Source organism: uncultured Nostoc sp. (assembly GCF_937863485.1).
Taxonomy (GTDB): domain Bacteria; phylum Cyanobacteriota; class Cyanobacteriia; order Cyanobacteriales; family Nostocaceae; genus Nostoc.
Genome location: NZ_CALMFY010000213.1, coordinates 37311 through 58068, shown reverse-complemented (window position 1 = coordinate 58068; position 20758 = coordinate 37311). Strand labels below are relative to the sequence as shown.

Here is a 20758-nt window from a genome sequence, read left to right as displayed (position 1 = left end):
TAGCAAGTGTTTGCGATTTATTTATCAGTGATACTTCGCCCATCAATAACCTCGCCACCATTCTACTGAGTTTTCTTTTACTCTCATTCAAATTTTTACAAGAAGTCTATTGACTTCGGGCAAATATATTGAGAAGCTAATAGTTAGTTTTGCTAATTAATTGAAGTGCATCAAACTTGTGACAATACTGACGGGAAAAATAAATCGGTTAGAACCTCCTAGCGAACCAAAACCGCTGATTTTGGAAACTCAGGGACTTACACGCCGTTTTGGTAAGTTAACGGCTGTTAATAACCTGAGCATATCTGTGGAACAGGGCGAAGTATTTGGGCTGCTTGGGCCCAATGGCGCAGGGAAAAGTACAGTGATTAAGATGTTGACAACTTTACTGCCTATCAGTGCAGGGAAAGCAACTTTGGCTGGCTATGATGTGACTCGTCAACCTAATCCTGTGAGACGAGCTATCGGCTATGTCCCCCAGGCGCTCTCTGCTGATGGTAGCCTCACGGGTTACGAAAATCTCTTAATCTTCGCCAAGCTGTATGGAATACCTGCCAAAGGACGCGATCGCCGCATCTATGAAATTCTAGAATACATGGGTTTGCAAGATGCGGCGCAGCGCTTGGTACGAAACTACTCTGGTGGGATGATCCGCAAGCTGGAAATCGGCGTATCAGTTCTACATCAACCCCAAATTTTGTTTCTGGATGAGCCGACTGTTGGACTAGATCCCATCGCTCGAACTCAAGTATGGCAACTTGTGCTACAACTCTGTGCTGATTACGGCACAACTATATTTTTAACAACCCACTTTTTAGAAGAAGCGGACAACCTATGTAACCGAGTGGCGATTATGCAGCAAGGTGAAGTCGTTACCACAGGGACACCAAGCGATTTAAAAGCCTCTTTAGATAAACCAAACGCAACTTTGGATGATGTCTTTATTTACTATACAGGCGACCAGTTAACATCAGGAGTCAACTACCGTGACACAGCCAGAACCAGACGTACTGCTCAACGGTTGGGTTAAAACACCACCTACTCGCCGAGCCAATCTGATCTCTGCAATTAAAGAGCTAATTACGAAAACTCTGGCGATCGCGGAATTGGAAGTGCGTAAACTCCGCCACGATCCCACTGATTTAGTAGTCAGATCAGTGCAACCGTCATTATGGTTGCTGATTTTTGGGCAAGTGTTCTCCAAACTTCGGGAAGTTCCGACAGGAAACTTACCATATTTAGACTTCATGGCTGCTGGCATTCTCGCTCAAAGCGTGTTAAATGTAGCTATTTTCACCGGTGGAATGACACTAATTTGGGAGCGAGATTTAGGAATTGTACATAAATTCCTTGCTAGTCCTACACCCCGTCTAGCAATGGTCTTGGGCAAAGCTCTAGCATGTGGGGTACGGTGCTTATCACAGGTAGCAGTAATTTATGTATTGTCTTTTGTCTTACATGTAAAATTAAATCTCCATCCTCTAGCTTTTGGGCAAGTGCTAGTAATAGTGATGCTGGGAGCGGCTTGCTTTTGTCTTTTTTCATTAATTATTGGCTGTTTGGCAAAAACCAGAGAGCGGATGACCGGAATTGGACAAATGTTAACCATGCCGTTATTTTTTGCCAGCAATGCTATTTATCCGATCTCAATGATGCCCGACTGGTTAAAGTTTATTTCCCACTTGAATCCCTTAACTTATGAGGTTGACGCCTTACGCAGCACAATGCTAGTGGATGGAATCAGCGTTTATGGCTTTGGTTGGGATTTGGCAATTCTCTTATTAACAGTAACAGTCTTGGCGATCATTGGTGGACGACTTTATCCACGCGTAGCAATGTAATCCGTAATGGAACTAGCATCTATGACTTTGGTCGGGATTGTACAATTCTCTTATTAACATTAATAATCTTAGCCATCATTGGTGGAAAACTTGATCCACGGCTGGCGATGTAATCAGGAGAACAACAAGCCCATGACCTTGGATAAACCTACTCAAGGTGCAACTTCCGAAGAATGTGCCGCTAGGGTAATGGACACAGTTCCATTAATGATGCGGTTTATCCGAGCGGATATGCGTGCCCATAGTGCCGCCTTTTTATCTATACCTCAGTTGCGATCGCTGGCATTTATCAACCGCAATCCTGGTGCTTCATTATCTGATTTGGCAGAGCATTTAGGTGTCACCTCTGCCACAGCATCAGCAACCATAGAACGCTTGGTACAACGCGACTTTGTACAACGCATAGCTCATCCTCAAGAGCGGCGGCGGGTGCTGCTCAATTTGACTGAAGATGGAAAACACCATCTGAAGCAATCCCAAGATCAAACTCGTGCTCATATTACCGATCTCCTGAAAGGTCTTACAGAAGAACAAATTTCCAACATTGAAGAAGGCTTAACTCTACTAAAAAATGTCTTCGAGAAAACCGAACTCAAATCCCCATAAATCTGAGGTTGTACAGCACGATCCCTTTGCAGCCCTAAAGTTTCGAGACTATCGGCTATTTACCATTGGACGGCTGGTGCTGTCCATAGGGTCGCAAATGCAAACTGTAGCTATCGGCTGGGAACTCTATGAACGGACTAACTCACCTATCATTCTAGGTGGTGTGGGGCTAGCGCAAGTCTTGCCGATGATTGCTCTCACATTGATTACCGGACATGTGGCCGATCGCCGCGATCGCAAACTCATCATGTTACTGTCAGTGATGTTGCTAGCTCTCTGCTCGCTGGCTTTGGCAGTGCTTTCCTATACTCAAGGTGCAATTTTTCTAATTTACGCCTGCTTAGTATTAACAGGTGTCGCTAGGGCGTTCTCCAGACCTGCTAGTGATGCTCTGATGTGGCAGTTGATACCTGTCAGTGTGTTTACGAATGCAGCTACTTGGAATAGTAGTAGCTTTCAATTAGCCGCTGTGATTGGCCCTACCTTAGGGGGATTCGGCATCGCGTTGCTAGGAAGTGCTACAGGCGTATATGTGCTAGCAGCGATCGCCGCGTTGCTGTGTTTTATTTTAACGCTGGCGATTAAAGAGCAAAAAGGTACTCGCTCAACTGAGCCAATTTCATTCAAAGCCCTGTCAGCTGGTGCTAAGTTTGTTTGGCAGAATCACTTGATTTTAGCAGCGATTACATTGGATATGTTTGCTGTATTGTTGGGTGGTGCGATCGCGTTGCTACCCATCTTTGCCAAAGATATTTTACATGTGGGGCCAGTGGAATTGGGATATTTACAGGCAGCCAACTCCATCGGTGCTTTGACTATGGCGATTACCCTAGCATATTTACCACCGTTACGCAAAGCAGGCCCAGCCTTATTGTGGTCAGTGGTTGGTTTTGGGGTTGTAACAATTATCTTTGGGCTTTCTCGTTCGTTTTGGCTGTCTATGTTGATGCTGACCCTTGGTGGCGCACTGGATAGTATTAGCGTTGTGATTCGCCATACATTAGTTCAAATCAGAACTCCAGATCATTTGCGTGGTCGGGTTGCTGCTATTAATAGCGTGTTTATTAGTGCCTCGAATGAGTTAGGGGGCTTTGAGTCAGGCTTGACTGCTGCATTGTTTGGCCCGGTAATTTCGGTTGTGGGTGGTGGAATTGGTACAATTGTAGTAGTGATTGCTACAGCTATGATTTGGCCGGGAATTCGGAAGTTAGGGGCTTTGCAGGAGTATAAATAGAAGTACTTATCTGTTTATATAAATTGCATTCTATAGGAATCCGATTTAATTTTTGAAAAAATCTAAGTATACGTAGGGGAGCCAGCCGCGTGGGCGGTCCCGACTTGAGCGGACTGGCGTTGTGTTAGAACGGAGTCCGCAACCCACTGGCTCCCCTAGTCATATTTCCAAAATCAAATATGAGTCTTATATCAGCCAAAAAACGCCTTCAAAAGACAGAATTGTTTCAATATAAAAAGGAAAATGGTAGTATCAGATGATGAAGTTATAGCCACTATCAAATCTTACATAGATAACAAAAATTCCACCCCAGCAAGAGATAACAATCAGAATATCGTAGCTTTTGCATAGAGTGGAATTTTTGTTTAGCGAAAGTAGCACATCGCCTAATTAAAAGGTAGAAAAACCCAGAATTTTGGGATAATGTCTAACTTCAATTGCCTTGAAAGTTATGCAATTGGCACTAAGCAATCGGGAAAGGACTGTCACTAGCACCAAAATTTGCTGTACTGCCATTAGTTGGACTACCCAAATTTGAGCTGCCTTCATTTGGAATTCCATACTTAGTAGGGTCAAAGCTGTTAGACGTTGGGATCACAGAGCTACCCAAATTAAAGCTGCCTTCTTTTGGAATACCATACTTAGTAGGGTCAAAGCTGCCTTCTTTTGGAATACCATACTTAGTAGGGTCAAAGCTGCCTTCTTTTGGAATACCATACTTATCAAAGTCGAAGCTGTTAGCCGTTGGGATGCCAAAAGCGCCTCCAGGTGCGAACGGATCGCTGAGATTGCTAGCCTGACTACCACCAAGGGAGTTACCAAAAACAGAATTTGTATCAGATGCCATTAGATTTAATCCTCCTATTAGGATATAAATTTTGCTTCATTAATAAATTTCCAGAAAACACAATTTAGCTTCCTTGGTAGCTTTTTTTGTTTTTTTAATTGCTAATCTTGAGATTTATCGACTGAATTACAGAGTGTTTTGATGAAATTTTGTGAGGAAAAAAACCTGTAATTAACACTCGTTATCTCAATAAATATATAAAACTTAATTTCTTTTTACAATGAAAAATCTTTAGATGCTGATGTCAAATCTTTAGAGACTTTTACTACTGAAATTTGCCGGGAAAAATCATTTAAATTGGTATAAATCGGGCTTGACAAATGGACATAAAAAATCATAATACAATAATGCTACTTTTAAAACTTCAAGAAGCAGATTGTTCACATACCTCAAACAGTGTCTGGAGAAGGGAAGTGGTAAACCTATTCCTTACCTCTTTCAGAATTGCCAACTTAAACTTGTTAAGTTTGCTCCCCACGATGGTGGTTAGCAGCTTGTAATAATAGAGATTCTGCAAATGCGATCGCATTTGCAGATTTCTCACCAGCAGGACTTACGCAAAATCATGATAAAACGAACCGCAAAGGAGAGGCAGCGCGTTGCGGGGGTTCCCCCCGTTGTAGCGACTGCCGTCGCAAAGGACACAAAGGAATAAGAGTTTCAGAGAGTTCTTGCGTAAGTCCTGACCAGTTAACTGCGCTAGTTCTTCCCAGCGAGTGGTTAAATTATCTAAGGTAGTAACTCTTACAACGGTACGCTGCTTGCTCGGCGTTGCCATTGTTGGCTTTTTTACCTTTGCCTTGATTATATAGTTTGCTTATCCACACGGAAATGACGGTCAGCCATTGCAGCAATTAAAAGCTGGTGGGTACACAAGATGTATGACACAATCCTAATTGCTAGCTGATATACGTTAGCTAATGCGAAAAACACAGGTGTTGAACTAACCCTTTGCTATCCAACGCCCAAAAGTGAAAGCACTGGAAACGACTCTTAGAGAGCCTGTCCACTAATACCTATTGACAAAATAAAAGTATGTGTGTACAGATAAACGCCTATTCTAGGCTAAATATTTAAGTCTTATTTTTAGCGATCGCATCAAAACGGAGAGCCTAAATGTTTAATTTAAACAATACCCATATTCTATATTTTACATCAACTCCTTTTACTGGACTGGCGCTCTAGCAATGCGTTGCATGAGTTGTTTAATTAATTTACGTAGTTCAATTGAGTAATAATTTACAGTCGGCAATATTTTTTTGACAGACTGTCATTTAAATGGAAAATTTATTTTTCCAGGATTTTAGAGATTTTTAACTCGCAGTTATATACAAATGTTCTCAAGTAAGTTATTATTCTCATGATGATTTGATAGTAATTATAACTAATAAGGTTATCCATGCTTTTTCCCTTCTTGATTATGTTCCGAGAGGGCGTTGAAGCTGCACTTGTCGTGGGGATCATTGCCAGTTATCTCAAGCAAACTGGACGTACCCATTTGATGAAGTCAGTCTGGATTGGCATCGCACTAGCAACTTTTCTTTGTCTAGGTGCTGGAATTATTTTGCAAATAACCAGTCAGGAGTTTCCGCAGAAAGAACAGGAACTATTTGAAGCGGTAATTTCCATCGTCGCAGTTGGGGTTCTCACCTGGATGGTTTTCTGGATGCGCCGTGCTGCTCGTTCGATTAAAGGCGAGTTACAGTCTCAAATTGAAACTGCCATTCAGTCGGGAGATAAATGGGGTATAGCACTAGTGGGGATGGCATTCTTTGCAGTCCTGCGGGAAGGTCTGGAAACAGTAGTGTTTTTGCTGGCCACGTTTCAGCAAAATTTGGGAATTCAAGCTCCCGTGGGGGCATTGTTTGGATATGCAGCCGCCCTAGCCGTCGGTGTAGGCATCTATCAGGGTGGTATCCGCATCAACTTGAAGCGATTTTTTAAATGGACAGGAGTCTTCATTATCGTGGTTGCTGCTGGACTCTTAGCAAGTGGGGTGAGAGCTTTCCATGAAGCCGGAGTCTGGAATTCACTACAAACAGTAGTATTCGATGCTAGCGGGGTACTTCCTAAAAACGGGTTTCTCGGTTCACTTTTGACGGGATTTTTTGGCTATAACGATACCCCGACTGTCAGCGAGGCGATCGCCTATTTTGGCTATCTAATTCCTACCATGTCGCTGTTCTTCTTAGGGGATAACGCTGGACAGAAGACTACAGCAAGGCATTCCTAGCTACTTGAATAATTTTTAGGAAAATACAACAATGAAAAATGTTTTAAAGTACTCAACAATTATCTGTCTAATTGCCTTGACAGTAGCTGCCTGTGAATCCAACAAATCAGGCGATACTTCCACGAATAATTCTCCAGAAGCTAAGGTAGCCAGCGATACCTTTACTAAAAATTCTCCAGAAACTGCTTTGACTGTGACAGATAAAGGTTGCGAACCCAATCAGCTGACACTAGCATCTGGGGAAAACAACTTTGTGCTTACCAACAAAAGCAGCCAACCTTTAGAATGGGAGATTTTGTCTGGAGTGAAAGTGATTGAGGAAAAGGAAAATATTGCTCCTGGCTTCGTTCAAAAACTCAAAACCAATCTACAACCGGGTGAATATGACATGGCTTGCGGTTTACGCAGCAATCCCAAAGGGAAAATCACAGTCAAAGCAGGAGGAGGAAATTCTGAAGCCAAAGGGACTGTAGATCAAGGACAATTAGTGGGTGCGATCGCCGAATACAAAGTCTACGTCACTAAAGAAACTGACCAACTAGTGGCAGACAACAAGACCTTCACGGATGCTGTGATTGCTGGAGACGTTGCTAAAGCTACGAAACTCTATGCCCCTACTCATGTCCACTGGGAACGTGCAGAACCGATAGCGGAACTTTTCTCCGATCTCGATAAAACTATGGATTCCCGTGCTGATGACTTTGCTAAAAAAGAGGCTGACCCACAATTCACTGGATACCATCGCATAGAGAAAGCTTTATTCCAGGACAAAACTACAAAAGGCATGAAACCCTTTGCCGAAAAGCTACACAAAGATGGACTAGACCTACAAAAGCGCATTGCCACCTTGACCATTGAACCGAAAAATATGGTTGGCGGTGCTGCTGGCTTGATTGAAGAAGTGGCTGCTACCAAAATTTCTGGGGAAGAAGATCGCTACAGTCATACTGACCTCTGGGACTTCAGCGCTAATGTAGATGGTTCCCAAAAGATTGTGGAGTTATTGCGCCCCGTCATCCAAAAAGCCAACCCAGATTTATTAGCGCGTGTGGATACAAATTTCACCAAAGTTAACCAAAAACTTGCTAAATACAAAACCCCTGATGGTGGTTTTGCTACTTACGACAAAGTGAGTGAAGCAGACAAGAAAGACATGAAAACAGCGATCGCTGCCCTTTCGGAAGATTTGTCTCAGTTGCGCGGCACTCTGGGCGTTAACTAATTGATCAAGAATTCCTAGACGAGTAAATTATGTCTATTACAAAGCAACCAAGTTTACGCATTACTCCTAAGCTAGGCCGTCGTGACTTGTTAATCGGCATGGCAGCAGCAGGTGGAATAGCAGCTTTGACGACTTTGGGTTATCGTACTCTTCTGGGAACAACTCTTGACCCATCTGAAGAGGTTGTGCCCTTCTTTGGGTTTCACCAAGCAGGTATTCTTACTCCTACTCCTGCTTCCGGCTTATTTGTAGCATTTGATACAACTGCTACAAATAAAGCTGATTTAGTGCGGTTGTTCAAAACTTTAACTGAGCGCATCCAGTTTCTCATGGCAGGGGGAACACCCAAGCCGCGCGACCCTAAATTTCCACCCAGTGATTCCGGGATTATGGGCCCAGAGATTGCTCCCAATAACCTGACAATCACCATAGCTGTGGGTAACTCACTATTCGACAACCGCTTTGGACTTGGCAATTTAAAACCCAAGCGGTTAGATACTATGGCCAATTTTCCCAATGACCAGCTTGACCCAGATTTATGTCATGGGGATATACTGTTGCAATTCTGTGCCAATACTGAGGAATCGAATCTCCACGCTTTACGTGACATCATTAAGAACTTACCTGACTTGCTCACTTTACGTTGGCAAATAGCGGGGTTTCTGCCGCCGAATACCCACAAAAAACAAGGCAAATCTACGGTGCGTAACCTGCTTGGTTTTAAAGATGGGACGGCAAATCTAAATGCTAGTGACGACAAATTGATGAACCGGATCGTTTGGGTACAGCCAAACATTAGTGAACCTGCTTGGACAGTAGGGGGAAGTTATCAAGTGGTGCGGGTGATCCGCAACTTAGTCGAACGCTGGGATCGTACACCACTACAGGAGCAAGAGACAATTATTGGGCGAAACAAGGAAATTGGCGCACCCTTGGGGATGAAGCACGAGAAAGATATTCCCAATTATGATCAAGACCCTAAAGGTAAACAAATTCCTCTAAATGCTCATATCCGCCTTGCTAATCCTCGCAAATCAGAGTCGAGTTTGATTCTGCGGCGTGGTTTCAATTATTCACGCGGGTTTGACAAATCTGGACATTTAGATATGGGTTTGTTGTTTGTTTGTTTTCAAGCTGATTTAGAGAAGGGGTTTGTGACAGTGCAAAATCGCCTGATTGGGGAACCTTTGGAGGAGTACATTCGCCCTATTGGTGGTGGATATTTCTTCGCTTTACCTGGTGTCAAAGCTGAAGGAGGTTATCTCGGTCAGTCATTACTAGAAGCATCAGCGGTGTAAATTTATCTTTAATTTTTTGCCGATGATTAGTCACTGTAAATAGTAGCGATCGCCTTTGTTGTAGGCTGATAAGAGTTTTCAATTAGTGAAGTCCAGAACATTGTATGGGCAATCCATGAATTGCCTCTAGCACAGATATCTGCTTTCACCCTTTGTAGCTAGAACGAGTTTAGTAGGAAGAATTAATCGTGTCTTGTATCACTGAAAAGGTTTTGGAAAAAAACATGGTTTAGTAACTTGGAATCAAATAAGTAAGTAGGCAAGAATAAATCAAACTAAGTTACGCAATGTAAAATTAATTGAATTGGCTCGTAGTAAGCGGCTCTATCCCTATTTTCAAGGCTAGAGTCGCTTACTACAAACCTTTAATTATTCGTAAAATTATTTAGGTAACTACTTACTTGAAAAAATAGTTTTCGGAAAATCTGTGGTTAATACCATTTCTTTGTGAGGCTGCGCCAAATTTTCTTGGCTTCTTATTTCTTTCTTTCTTTCTTTCTTTCTTTCTTTGTGTCCTTTGCGTCCTTTGCGGTTCGTTCCTCATTTCGTTTGGCGCATCTTCATACAGAATTGGTATAAGTATTTAAACCTCATCTATGTTGAGAACCGTAGTTTTTGCCCTCACCATAAATCCCTCTCCCAAGTAGGCTAGGGTGTACACACAAGTATGACCAGCATAGGTTTCAATTCTAGTAGTTTCGTAGGGTGCGTTATGGACACGCCGAAATAACAAATGCGAACGCCAAATCAACAAATGCGAACGCCAAATCAACAAATGCGAACGCCAAATCAACAAATGCGTTGGCGTAGCCAGCCGTAGGCATCGCCAAATCAACAAATGCGTTGGCGTAGCCAGCCGTAGGCATCGCCGAAATAACAAATGAGTCCGCCGAAATAACAAATGCGTTGGCTAGCAAGAACCGCAGGCATCGCCATGATTGCAACAATTTAGCTTTGTCACGCCAGCGTAACGCACCCTTCTCCTATCGGAGACGCTACGCGAACGGGTTCAGCAGTCGCCTACGGAGGGAAACCCTCCTTCAGCGCTGCTTCACTGCAAATCTTTGCTAGATAAAGTTTTTCCAACTTGTGTGTACACCGTAGCCCAAGTAGGGGGAGAGGGACTTCTTTCCGGCTCCGCTTCTGGCAATATTGCCAGAAGCGGCTGGGGGATGAAGGTTTTTTCTTTTCATACGGAAAGAACTACAGTTTTCAAGGTGGATGTAGTTTAATAATGCTACCGATCAACTTGGGTTCCCACGGCGGTGGTTAGCAGCTTGTGATAACAGAGATTCGGCAAAAGCGATCGCATCACTTGCAGATTTACCACCAGCTAACTGCGCAAGTTCTTCTCGGCGAGTGGTTAAATTATCCAAAGTAGTAACTCTGACAACTGTACGCTGTTCGGCGTTATCATCGTTGGCTTTTTTACCTTTGCCTTGATTAATAGTTAGCTTATCTACGCGGAAATGCCGATCAGCCATTGCCGCAACTAAAGGCTGGTGAGTGACACACAATACTTGATTGCGTTGACTTAATTGGTGTAATTTTTCCGCGATCGCTTGGGCTACTCTTCCCGAAACTCCGACATCAATTTCATCAAATACCATTGTCCCAGCCACATCAACCTGAGAAAAACAAGCTTTCAGCGCCAGTAAAAAGCGGCTCATTTCCCCACCAGAGGCAATTTCTGTTAAAGGTTGTAGTGGTTCTCCAGGGTTGGGACTAAATGTAAAGGTAATTTTATCTGCTCCGGTGGCAGTTGGAGAAGCAGGCACTATCTCAACCTGAAACTTTACCTTTTCCATCGCTAGGGGCTTGAGTTCAGCTATCAAACGTGATTCTAAATTCGCAGCCGCCTTACTCCGCAGTTGAGTTAACTGATTACTTGCTTGGGTGAGTTTCTCAAAACACGCCTTTTCTTGCTGTTCCAAACTTTCGATAGATTGTTCGCTGTCGTTAAGTACCGCTAATTCCCCTTGAATACGTTGGTAATAAGCGATCGCTTCTTTTAGTGTCGGCCCATACTTGCGGCAAATTTGCTTTAATTCCCGAACGCGGAGTTCCACCTCTTCCAACCTGTGGGGATCGGCTTCCAAACCATCCCCATAGGCATTAATTTGCCTTCCCACTTCCATTACCGCAGCTTGCGCGTCTCTTACCAATTCCAATAGGGGTTGCAGTTGGGTGTCGTATTCCACCATGTCATTTAATGTTGCCTCACTGTCTCCCAATAAATCTGCTGCGGCTGGGATTTCATTATCGTTTTGATACAAAGCCTGATAAACTTTGTAACTCATCTGTTGCAAATCGACGACGTGATTCAGACGTTCCCGTTCTTGTCCCAACTGTTCCAATTCATCAGGTTCAGTCAGATTGGCTGTTCCCAGTTCCTGCACTTGATAGGTGAGCAAGTCGAATTGTTGCAACCGTTCCCGTTCTGATGTCCGGCGTTTTTCTAGTGCTAAATGCGCCTGTTGGTAAATGCTGAAGCTGGTGGCAACTTTATGACGTTGCTGCATCAAGCAGTCGCCGCCATATAAATCTAACCAGTCCCGGACTTGGGCAGATTGTCCCACTTGTACCGTTTGACCTTGGGCTGTGATTTCCACTAAGCGATCGCGCATTCCGCCCATAATCTGCCGATTTACCAACACGCCATTCACCCGCGATCGACTGCGGACATTACTAGCAGTGGCTGTGATTTCTCGGCTAATGACTACGGAATTTTCATCAAGTAAATCTATTTCCTGTTCACTCAACCAAGCTGCTAGGGGGGCGTTTGAGGTGAAAGTAGCTTCTACCATTGCCCGACTTGTCCCCGTACGAATCACTCGACTAGAGACTTTGCCACCCAAAGCGGCATCAATGGCATCCAAAATAATCGATTTTCCAGCGCCGGTTTCACCTGTCAATACATTTAGTCCCGCGTCAAATTCCAATTCCAGTTGGTCAATTAGGGCAAAGTTTTCAATTCGCAGGCAAAGCAACATCAAACCAAATTCTCCGTTAGGACAGATGCCGGATACTTCTAACTTACAGGACAATAAGTATGATATTTCAGCAACTAGCAATACCTACTACTATTGAACTAGTATGCCCATTTAAGTGTAGCAAACGACTGGGAACTGGAAAAAAATTATTTTAATTCCAATGCCCTGTTTGCCCCATACTTCGGCAACGCTCAGTACAAGTGCCCAATGCTCAAGCCTGAACATATTGTTACAATACTTAATGTGATCGTTCTGACTGGTGGCCTTCTTCATGATTGTTAAGACACTTCCCCCTAGTTCCCGACCGATTCAGGAGGACAGTCGCAACGGCACAAATCGCCGAGGCGAACTGGACGTTATTGATGTAGTGCCAGAAGAAAATGGTACACAAGGCTTGGTTGTCCAATCGCCAGAACTTTCAGCCGCCCAACAGCTAAGGATAATAGCCCAACCTCAGACGCTTTACGATCCCGTGGGCATAGCGGCGCATTATCAAAACAGAAAAGTGCAAGTTATCCGACGGATTTTCGCCGTCTTGGGGCCGACTCTATCCTTTGCTTTTGGGTTGTGGTCGGATAGCAAACGGGGAATTGTCGTCAAAAATAACCGCCGCCGAGCCACTCAGCTACGAGTCTTGCTGACCCAACTGGGGCCTGCTTACATCAAAATTGGACAAGCTTTGTCCACCAGACCGGATCTGGTTCCTCCCGTATACTTAGAAGAATTAACTAAGCTACAAGACCAATTACCGCCTTTTGCCAACGAAATTGCTTACCAGTTTATTAAAGAAGAACTTGGTGCCCCTCCAGAAGAGGTTTACGCCGAACTCTCACCCCAGCCAATTGCTGCGGCTTCATTGGGACAAGTCTATAAAGGTAAGCTAAAAACTGGTGAAGAAGTCGCTGTTAAAGTCCAACGCCCCGATTTAAGAGAGGGGATCACAATTGACTTGTATATTTTGCGTAACCTCGCCGCCTGGGCGCAGAAAAAGATCAAGCGGGTAAGAAGTGACTTAGTTGGTATTCTCGATGAATTAGGCGATCGCATTTTTGAAGAGATGGACTACATCCATGAAGGTGAAAATGCCGAAAGATTTTTCGAGTTATACGGTCACATCAAAGACGTATATGTACCGCAAATTTACTGGGAATATACCAATCGTCGTGTGTTGACGATGGAATGGATTAACGGCACGAAATTAACCCAGACAGAAGAAATTAGCGCCCAAGGGATAGATGCTCGTTATCTAATTGAAGTGGGTGTCCAGTGTTCCCTACGCCAACTGCTAGAACATGGATTTTTCCACGCCGATCCCCACCCTGGTAATTTGTTAGCAACAACCGATGGCAAATTGGCTTATCTCGACTTTGGGATGATGAGCGAGATTAAGCCAGCACAGCGTTATGGTTTAATTGAAGCGATCGTCCACGTCGTCAACCGCGACTTTGAAGGATTAGCAAAAGACTACGTTAAATTAGATTTCTTATCACCAGAAACTGATTTAACACCAATTATCCCAGCTTTTGCCAGAGTCTTTGCTGATGCCCAAGGAGCCAGCGTAGCCGAACTTAACATTAAAAGCATTACCGATGAACTATCGGCTTTGATGTATGAGTATCCTTTCCGCGTACCGCCCTACTACGCTTTAATTATTCGCTCTCTGGTGACGCTTGAAGGGATTGCAATATTTATAGATCCCAACTTTAAAGTCCTCAGTGAAGCTTATCCCTACGTTTCTAAACGCCTGTTAACAGACCCAGCACCGCAATTAAGAACATCATTGCAAGATTTGCTATTTAAAGATGGCAGATTTCGCTGGAATCGCTTAGAAAACTTGTTACTTAATGCGCGTAAGAGTCAAGACTACGACTTTGATTTAGTGCTGAATCAGGGGATAGAATTTCTGTCATCTGAACGCGGTGCTTTCATTCGTGACAAACTGGTAGATGAATCTGTTAACGGACTTGATGCTTTAGGTAAAAATATTTTGCATAACTTTACCTATCTGCTGCGAGAACGCGTTGGGTTGACAGCAGTTAATGAAACTCCGGCGGCGACAGTTGAGCAACAACAAACCTTAGAGCATATTAAACGTATATTGGGTATTCTCCGAGAAACACGAGGCTTTGATCCAGTACAACTTGCGCCCCAAATTGCCCAGTTATTGGTAAATTCTGATGTCCAACGTTTGGGTCAACAAATTGCCAGCCGCTTCACGCAAAAGGCTGTAGCCAGGTTAATTCGGCAATTATTGGCATCCTAGTAAAAATTATGAGTTAAAAACTTTTTTTAACTCATAAATCATTCACTCTAGCAACTATATAACCCAACTCTTCCAGCTTTTCTAAGACCTTAGTTGCACTTTGAGTATAGATATACAGATTTACTGGACAAGTAATACAGTCCAATGGTCATAAAGCCTGAAACCCCCAAGATTTCATATATACTGTAGCAGCGGCTTGCTGGCACGGCTATCTCACGCATCAGTAATGTGCTTTTAGATTGAAATACAGAAGTTACGCATAAAAATTACTGTTTTCTAAGACGTTGGCAATATGCTTTTAGAGTGAAACACATTGAGAAATCTTAAGTAATCCGCAGTTGCCTCCTCTGAATTTTCGATTAGCAGCAGATGTCCTGCCTTTGGTAATCGGATCACTTGGCTTGCGGGAATACAGCGTTGCAGCCGATCAGCTCCACGAATGTCGTAGATTTTGTCTTCTGTGCCCCAGATAGCAAGGGTCGGAAGCTGAGTTGATCGCCCCTGACACAGAACGTCATCGTACAGGTTCACGATGTCCCAAATCTGTTGATAGTGACGGTTACGAGTGATGTAGTCGTTCACTTTCTCTGTTTTAACAGAATCAGGGATGGTGGGAGGTGTGACAAACAGCAGGCTAATTTCCAGGTCAAACTGTTTTTTGGTGATTGGAATAAAGGGGTTTATGCCGTCAAAGATGGAATTTCTGAAGCTATTTGCCCAATCAGTCACACCTAAAGGTGAACCGATAAAGGCAAGGTACGCAACTGTTCCGGGTAACGCTGGCTGTAAAGGGTAGCGATCGCTCCCCCCATCGAACTCCCTGCCACATCAAATCTGGAGCGAATTCCTAACTGATTCGTTAACTGGTGCAGCAGTGCAACCTGATTCTCCAGGGCATAGTCCCTCGTTGTGAACCCAGTGCTGTTACCGTAGCCTGGTAAGTCGGGAGCGATCACCCAATAGCCCGCCTTAGACAACTGACACATCATATTGTTCCACTGCTCTTTGCTGGCAAATAGTCCATGCAGCAGTAAGATCGGTTGTCCGGTACCGACCTGGTTGTAGGACAACGTTCCATTGCTAATAGGGACGGAACGGGTGATGATCGCGCAACCGGAAGCAGACGCTGGGCTATTCACAGCAGCGTAACCCACCAATCTACATAGCACCAGAATAACGAAGATCAGCCGGAGGATGAGTTTTTTCATGGTTATTTTTAGTTCTGGAGCATAAACCTGCACCCAAGGATACATGATTTATCTGACAGACACCCGCACTGGAGGCTATGATATCATCACCGATTTTACTGTTGGAGATGATACTAGGGACTGACAAAAAATAAATTATCCAAAATTATTTGTACATTTGTAGGGGATCTTCGCCTTGCGCCCCTACGTTCGCGGAGCGTCCCGCAGGGATGGGATGTTTTTTTAACTGGAAGTCCCCTATCTTCATTTCTAAGGCAGAATTCCGACTCAGCCAATCTCAGGATACTAGACTCGATTCCGACTTGTTCCGACTTGGTACTAATGCTACAACAGCAGGCGATCGCTTTGTCTACAATCAAAGTACGGGTAACCTATTCTTTGATAAAGATGGAGTTGATGGTATAGGACAAGTTCAAATAGGACAAGTTCAAATAGCCCAATTCTCGAATAACGCACTGCTTAGTAATGCAAATATTACTGTAATTAGACTTCTTGCATGAATCAAAAGCCCTCACCCTAAATCCCTCTCCCAAGCTTGGGAGAGGGACTTTGAAATTGGCTCCCCTTCTCCCAATTTTGGGAGAAGGGGTTGGGGGATGTAGCTCGCTTCCCGCAGGGTGGGCGAATTTTGCATTTGTGCAAGAGGTCTATTGCCTAACGGGAGCTAACTATAGCAAGCATTGGTACATTACCCAGCAATAGACAGATAAACTGTTGCTGGGTCACGATGCAATAAATACACACTTAGGGGTGCTGTGGCTTTATAGGCAATACAATTAATTGCAAACTTTTAACTTTCCTCTTGGAGATAGCCATTTTTATCGCGTTTGAGGCTTTCTTCTAAGGCTTGAATTTGTTCACGACGAGCTTCCAATTCTAAGGAACGTCGCGCTAAGTCTTGGTTTTGCAACGTCAGGGATTGTCGCCAATGTTCTGCTCGTTCAGCTTCCTGCTGCAAAAATTCCGGGGTAATGCCGATGGTGAGGTAGCTTTGTACCAGATGGAGTACCCAGTTGGTGGCATCTTCTAGTATTTCAATGTCGCCTGTAGGGGAAAGTTCCACTAAAACAAGCAAGTTTTCACTCATGATCTTTCCCTTTCCCAGCAGAATAAAAGCCTCTTCTGGAATTATCGCCCACAAGTTATCAGCTTCTTGACGCGCCAACAAGCGTAACTGGTGCTGGTCTAAAAAATCGTTTTTACGCACCTGGGCTAGATATAGCATGAGAGTCGCTTCGCTCCAATTCAAAATTCAAAATCACCGTTGGCGCAGCGTTTGCGATCGCAGAAGTTCTGATCTAAGGAAGCCTTAGCTTCGACTTCTCTGGAGTAACGGAAACGTCCCCGGTTCCACTCAAAATTAAAAAATGATTTTTAATAAAAAACAAGGACAAAATTGATATTTGGAATAAATTTAATTGGTAATGGGTGATTGGGAATTAATAACTTTCCCATTACCCATTACAGTTATCCTAAGCCATGTAGGTGACGCATACAGCAATCCCTTCAAACGATGCCTACGGCAACGCCTTAAGGCGTACGCGCAAAATTTCAGCTTGCTTCTGTGCTTCTGCTAAGGCATCCCGCGCTCCTTGTACTACGTCGGCTCTAGCTCTATCCACAAAACTAGGATTGTTTAATCTGGTACTCAGGGATTGAACTTCGGCTTCAGCTTTACTCAGGCTTTTCTCTAGTTTGGCACGCACAGCTTCAATATCCACTACACCGCTAAGAGGAATTAGCACTTGTATTGTACCAATCACACCAGCAATCGCATTTTCTGGTTCTTGTGATTGTTCTAATTCTCTCTGCGGGAAAAAGCGTCTCCATAACTTAAGTCTCGCTTGAGCAGTTAGTAAATTTTGGCTAACAAACCAAGCTGTGTAACTAAAACCAACTATTTCAAAGAAAGTTCCGACGATGGGAGTATCATCAATGGCATTCCCTACAGCTAAACCCAATCTACCTAAGAAAATCGCCAAAATAACTAAGCCAATTGTCTTCAAACCACTCTGAGGTTTTTTAGCAGCAACAGTTTGGTTTTCTTGCTTGTCAGTAATGCTTAAAGTCTCAACCTTAGCCAAATCTTTAATATAAGACTGTCCAGCAGTGAGAATTTCCCGCTCCTTCTCACTTTCAGTTTGCAAATTCGCTGTCACTTTTACCCCTGGCTTAATATCCGCTTCAGCACGCAAATTCCGAATTGTGCGGATAGTCGCAATTAGCAATTCAAACTGTTCTTCCAAAGCTGGATTAATCAAGTTTACATCTACCTGGGGATAGATTTGTAACGGTAAAGTTTGCCGAGAATCTGCTGGTTGTTGGGTGAGAGTTTGCCAAATTTCCTCGGTAATATGAGGCATAAAGGGATGAAGCAGTTTCATAATCCCTTCCAGTACGTAGCCGAGGGTTTGCTGTGCTACCCGCCGCGATGCTGGATCGGCATCTGCTTGCAATCTGGATTTCACCAGTTCAATATACTGATCGCAGAAATCGCCCCAAATAAACTCGTACAGTCCCTTTGCTGCTTCCCCTAAACCGTAGTTGTCGATGAAATTGGTAGTTTGTTTGACAACTTGATGATACCGCGAGATAATCCAGCGATCGCTCAATTCGGTAGCGACTGGGTTCCCCAGTTGTTGCGGTGTCTGTCCATCCAAATTCATCATCACAAACCGGGCAGCATTCCACAACTTGTTTGCAAAGTTGCGGGATGCCTCTACCGATGCTGATTCATCCTTTTTGCGATCGTACTCCAACCGGATATCTTGACCCGCACCAGCCACTTCCCTAATTAGGGTGTAGCGCAGGGCATCAGTACCATATTTGTCAATTAATAACAGTGGGTCAATACCATTACCTTTGCTTTTTGACATCTTCTGACCTTTTTCATCCAGCACCAAGCCGTGGATGTAAACTGTTTGGAAAGGCATTTGCTGCGTAAAATGCCCAGCCATCATGGTCATTCTAGCTACCCAGAAAAAGATGATGTCAAAGCCTGTTACTAAGGTAGTAGTCGGGTAATAAGTTGCTAAATCCTGAGTTTGTTCCGGCCAGCCCAAAGTTGAAAACGGCCAGAGTCCAGAAGAAAACCAAGTATCTAGCACATCTGGGTCTTGTTCTAATTTGACATTTTCGCCAAATTGTGCTTTACCTTTCTCCCAAGCTTCAGTTTCCGATTTCGCCACCACAAACGGCGTGTTATCGGTAATTTGCCCATCCGTTTCACTGACAGCGTACCAAGCAGGAATTTGGTGTCCCCACCATAATTGGCGAGAGATACACCAATCAGTGAGTTTTACTAGCCAATCACGATAGACCTTAGTCCAGCGTTGGGGGACAAACTCTGGAGAAGTTTGCTGGTCGAGGAATTCTAAGGTTTTGTCAGCGAGGGGGCGAATTTTGACAAACCATTGAGTTGAGAGGAGGGGTTCAATGGGTACTTTACCGCGATCGCTGTAGGGAACGGTATGCTTATAATCTTCTATCTTCACCAAAAAGCCATCTGCCTCTAGGCGAGAAACCACATTCTTTCTAGCAACAAAGCGGTCTTGTCCTTGAAACTCAAGAGCATTGGCGTTGAGAGTACCGTCTTTATTCATAATGTTGATCAACGGCAGATTGTGACGCTTACCCATGTCAAAATCATTCGGGTCATGGGCGGGAGTTATCTTTACGCAACCCGTGCCGAAAGTGGGATCAACAAATTCATCGCCAATGATCGGAATTTCTCGGTGTAGAATTGGCAGAGTTACAGTTTTGCCGATGAGATGTTTGTAGCGATCGTCATTGGGATTAACTGCTACAGCCGTATCGCCCAGCATCGTTTCTGGTCGAGTTGTCGCCACTTCCACATAACCAGAACCATCGGTGAGGGGATAGCGGAAGTGCCAAAGATTTCCATTAACCTCTTGATTTTCCACTTCCACGTCAGACACAGCCGACTGAGAAGCTGGACACCAGTTAACTAAATATTCACCACGATAAATTAAGCCTTCCTCGTAAAGACGAGTAAACGCCTCGACAACAGCTTTAGATAAACCCTCATCCAGGGTAAACCTTTCCCGTGACCAGTCCACCGAGACACCCAAGCGTCGTAGCTGATTCAGAATCGTTCCCTCAGACTCCGCCTTCCATTCCCAAGCGCGTTCTAAGAATTTCTCGCGCCCCAACTCGTAGCGAGTTTTTCCCTCTGTCTTGAGTTGCTTTTCCAGCATACTATGCACAGCAATGCTGGCGTGGTCAGTTCCGGGTAGCCATAAGGTATTGCGCCCCTGCATCCGGTGGTAGCGCACGAGGGTATCAATCAACGAACTTTCAAAAGCGTGACCCATGTGCAAACTGCCGGTGACATTCGGTGGCGGGATGACGATGCAGTAGGGTTCGCCGCCTTTGTTGGGGTCAGCTTTGTAAACTTGGTTGTCTTCCCAGAATTTTTGCCACTTGGCTTCAGTGGAAAAGGGATCGTAGAGACTGGGGAGATTGGGAATGGTTGCGGTCATGCGGGGAAAACTAGGTATGGAAGGACTTTAATAAATTTTGCCATAGGGTTGGAGAGGGTTTATATGGAAACGAACCGCAAAGGACGCAAAGGACGCAAAGGAAGAGGAGGAAGGTAAGATGAGGCAACCAAGTGGTCAGATAGAAAACCTAGCTTATAGGGTGATTGGGGCAGCGATTGAGGTACATCAGGTATTAGGAGCGGGGTTTTTAGAGGAGGTTTATCACAAGGCGCTCAGAGAAGAATTTCTGATGCGCGAGATACCTCATAAGTTTGAGCATCCAGTAAAAGTACACTACAAAGGTCGTCCAGTAGGCGAGGGAAAATTAGATTTTTTGGTTGGAGACTCTCTAATTGTTGAATTGAAAGCTGTCCAAAATTTAACCCCCATTCACGAAGCCCAAGTCCTCTCCTACCTTAAAATGACTCATTACCCTCTAGCCCTTCTCATCAACTTTAACGTCCCTCTCCTCAAAGACGGCATCAAACGCATCATACTTTCTTCTTAATCT

Annotated in this window: 17 protein-coding genes and 1 pseudogene; 10 read left to right on the top strand and 8 right to left on the bottom strand. The window is 44.1% G+C overall.

Annotated elements, in window-relative coordinates; all coding sequences use genetic code 11:
* The first annotated feature begins 178 nt into the window (after positions 1-178).
* The 4 genes from Q0541_RS28535 to Q0541_RS28520 all read left to right on the top strand — a co-directional run bounded on the left by Q0541_RS28535 (position 179) and on the right by Q0541_RS28520 (position 3681).
* Positions 179-1030, top strand: coding sequence for an ATP-binding cassette domain-containing protein (locus Q0541_RS28535; protein ID WP_298919248.1), 852 nt, complete (start codon positions 179-181; stop codon positions 1028-1030).
* Complete coding sequence (locus Q0541_RS28530) at positions 987-1841, top strand: ABC transporter permease (protein WP_298919246.1); 855 nt, start codon at positions 987-989, stop codon at positions 1839-1841. The genes Q0541_RS28535 and Q0541_RS28530 overlap by 44 nt, the downstream gene beginning before the upstream one ends.
* Before the next feature lie 132 nt (positions 1842-1973).
* On the top strand, positions 1974-2447 hold the full coding sequence (locus tag Q0541_RS28525; RefSeq protein WP_298919276.1) for a MarR family transcriptional regulator: 474 nt from the start codon (positions 1974-1976) through the stop codon (positions 2445-2447).
* Complete coding sequence (locus Q0541_RS28520) at positions 2413-3681, top strand: MFS transporter (protein ID WP_298919244.1); 1269 nt, start codon at positions 2413-2415, stop codon at positions 3679-3681. Before Q0541_RS28525 ends, Q0541_RS28520 begins: the two co-directional genes overlap by 35 nt.
* A gap of 463 nt (positions 3682-4144) precedes the next feature.
* Here the strand turns inward: Q0541_RS28520 and Q0541_RS28515 are convergent, their stop codons facing one another.
* Entirely contained in the window at positions 4145-4528 is a 384-nt protein-coding gene (locus Q0541_RS28515) for a hypothetical protein (protein WP_298919242.1), read from the bottom strand.
* Positions 4529-5081: 553 nt separating this feature from the next.
* Positions 5082-5407: pseudogene (locus tag Q0541_RS28510) on the bottom strand (hypothetical protein); the annotation flags it as partial.
* Between the two features lie 520 nt (positions 5408-5927).
* Between Q0541_RS28510 and efeU the strand changes: the two are divergent.
* From efeU to efeB, 3 genes are read left to right on the top strand one after another with little or no spacing between them, the layout of a single operon-like run.
* Positions 5928-6761 (top strand): iron uptake transporter permease EfeU, encoded by an 834-nt coding sequence (gene efeU / locus Q0541_RS28505; RefSeq protein WP_298919240.1) that lies wholly within the window; start codon positions 5928-5930, stop codon positions 6759-6761.
* 31 nt (positions 6762-6792) lie between these two features.
* Positions 6793-7983 carry an iron uptake system protein EfeO gene (efeO, locus tag Q0541_RS28500; protein WP_298919238.1) on the top strand — a complete coding sequence of 397 codons (1191 nt, stop codon included), beginning with the start codon at positions 6793-6795 and terminating at the stop codon, positions 7981-7983.
* A 29-nt stretch (positions 7984-8012) separates the two neighbouring features.
* A complete protein-coding gene (efeB, locus tag Q0541_RS28495; protein WP_298919237.1) occupies positions 8013-9281 on the top strand; it encodes an iron uptake transporter deferrochelatase/peroxidase subunit in 1269 nt (422 codons plus the stop codon).
* A 583-nt stretch (positions 9282-9864) separates the two neighbouring features.
* Here efeB and Q0541_RS28490 read toward each other — a convergent pair.
* Complete coding sequence (locus tag Q0541_RS28490) at positions 9865-10161, bottom strand: hypothetical protein (RefSeq protein ID WP_298919235.1); 297 nt, start codon at positions 10159-10161, stop codon at positions 9865-9867.
* A 364-nt stretch (positions 10162-10525) separates the two neighbouring features.
* Positions 10526-12274, bottom strand: a complete 1749-nt coding sequence (gene recN / locus Q0541_RS28485; protein WP_298919275.1) for a DNA repair protein RecN — start codon at positions 12272-12274, stop codon at positions 10526-10528.
* A gap of 271 nt (positions 12275-12545) precedes the next feature.
* Here recN and Q0541_RS28480 point away from each other — a divergent pair, with 271 nt between their 5' ends.
* Positions 12546-14537: an AarF/ABC1/UbiB kinase family protein gene (locus tag Q0541_RS28480; protein ID WP_298919233.1), complete on the top strand. Its 1992-nt coding sequence runs from the start codon at positions 12546-12548 to the stop codon at positions 14535-14537.
* A 276-nt stretch (positions 14538-14813) separates the two neighbouring features.
* On the opposite strand, the gene Q0541_RS28475 is transcribed toward Q0541_RS28480, so the two are convergent.
* Complete coding sequence (locus Q0541_RS28475) at positions 14814-15266, bottom strand: alpha/beta hydrolase (RefSeq protein WP_298919231.1); 453 nt, start codon at positions 15264-15266, stop codon at positions 14814-14816.
* A 2-nt stretch (positions 15267-15268) separates the two neighbouring features.
* Complete coding sequence (locus Q0541_RS28470; RefSeq protein WP_298919228.1) at positions 15269-15745, bottom strand: alpha/beta hydrolase; 477 nt, start codon at positions 15743-15745, stop codon at positions 15269-15271.
* 209 nt (positions 15746-15954) lie between these two features.
* On the opposite strand from Q0541_RS28470, the gene Q0541_RS28465 reads away from it, so the two are divergent.
* Entirely contained in the window at positions 15955-16245 is a 291-nt protein-coding gene (locus Q0541_RS28465; RefSeq protein WP_298919226.1) for a hypothetical protein, read from the top strand.
* Between the two features lie 290 nt (positions 16246-16535).
* Here Q0541_RS28465 and Q0541_RS28460 read toward each other — a convergent pair whose 3' ends face one another.
* Both Q0541_RS28460 and Q0541_RS28455 read right to left on the bottom strand, forming a co-directional pair.
* Positions 16536-16970: a hypothetical protein gene (locus Q0541_RS28460; RefSeq protein WP_298919224.1), complete on the bottom strand. Its 435-nt coding sequence runs from the start codon at positions 16968-16970 to the stop codon at positions 16536-16538.
* 292 nt (positions 16971-17262) lie between these two features.
* Positions 17263-20247, bottom strand: coding sequence for a valine--tRNA ligase (locus Q0541_RS28455; RefSeq protein WP_298919222.1), 2985 nt, complete (start codon positions 20245-20247; stop codon positions 17263-17265).
* Between the two features lie 118 nt (positions 20248-20365).
* Between Q0541_RS28455 and Q0541_RS28450 the strand changes: the two genes are divergently transcribed.
* Complete coding sequence (locus Q0541_RS28450; protein WP_298919220.1) at positions 20366-20755, top strand: GxxExxY protein; 390 nt, start codon at positions 20366-20368, stop codon at positions 20753-20755.
* The last annotated feature ends 3 nt before the right edge of the window (positions 20756-20758 follow it).

Coding starts and splice junctions, on each gene's coding strand:
- Q0541_RS28525 (WP_298919276.1), top strand. CDS start 1,974: ATGACCTTGGATAAACCTACTCAAGGTGCAACTTCCGAAGAATGTGCC.
- Q0541_RS28520 (WP_298919244.1), top strand. CDS start 2,413: ATGTCTTCGAGAAAACCGAACTCAAATCCCCATAAATCTGAGGTTGTA.
- Q0541_RS28515 (WP_298919242.1), bottom strand. CDS start 4,528: ATGGCATCTGATACAAATTCTGTTTTTGGTAACTCCCTTGGTGGTAGT.
- efeU (WP_298919240.1), top strand. CDS start 5,928: ATGCTTTTTCCCTTCTTGATTATGTTCCGAGAGGGCGTTGAAGCTGCA.
- efeO (WP_298919238.1), top strand. CDS start 6,793: ATGAAAAATGTTTTAAAGTACTCAACAATTATCTGTCTAATTGCCTTG.
- efeB (WP_298919237.1), top strand. CDS start 8,013: ATGTCTATTACAAAGCAACCAAGTTTACGCATTACTCCTAAGCTAGGC.
- recN (WP_298919275.1), bottom strand. CDS start 12,274: ATGTTGCTTTGCCTGCGAATTGAAAACTTTGCCCTAATTGACCAACTG.
- Q0541_RS28480 (WP_298919233.1), top strand. CDS start 12,546: ATGATTGTTAAGACACTTCCCCCTAGTTCCCGACCGATTCAGGAGGAC.
- Q0541_RS28470 (WP_298919228.1), bottom strand. CDS start 15,745: ATGAAAAAACTCATCCTCCGGCTGATCTTCGTTATTCTGGTGCTATGT.
- Q0541_RS28465 (WP_298919226.1), top strand. CDS start 15,955: ATGGGATGTTTTTTTAACTGGAAGTCCCCTATCTTCATTTCTAAGGCA.
- Q0541_RS28460 (WP_298919224.1), bottom strand. CDS start 16,970: ATGCTATATCTAGCCCAGGTGCGTAAAAACGATTTTTTAGACCAGCAC.
- Q0541_RS28455 (WP_298919222.1), bottom strand. CDS start 20,247: ATGACCGCAACCATTCCCAATCTCCCCAGTCTCTACGATCCCTTTTCC.
- Q0541_RS28450 (WP_298919220.1), top strand. CDS start 20,366: ATGAGGCAACCAAGTGGTCAGATAGAAAACCTAGCTTATAGGGTGATT.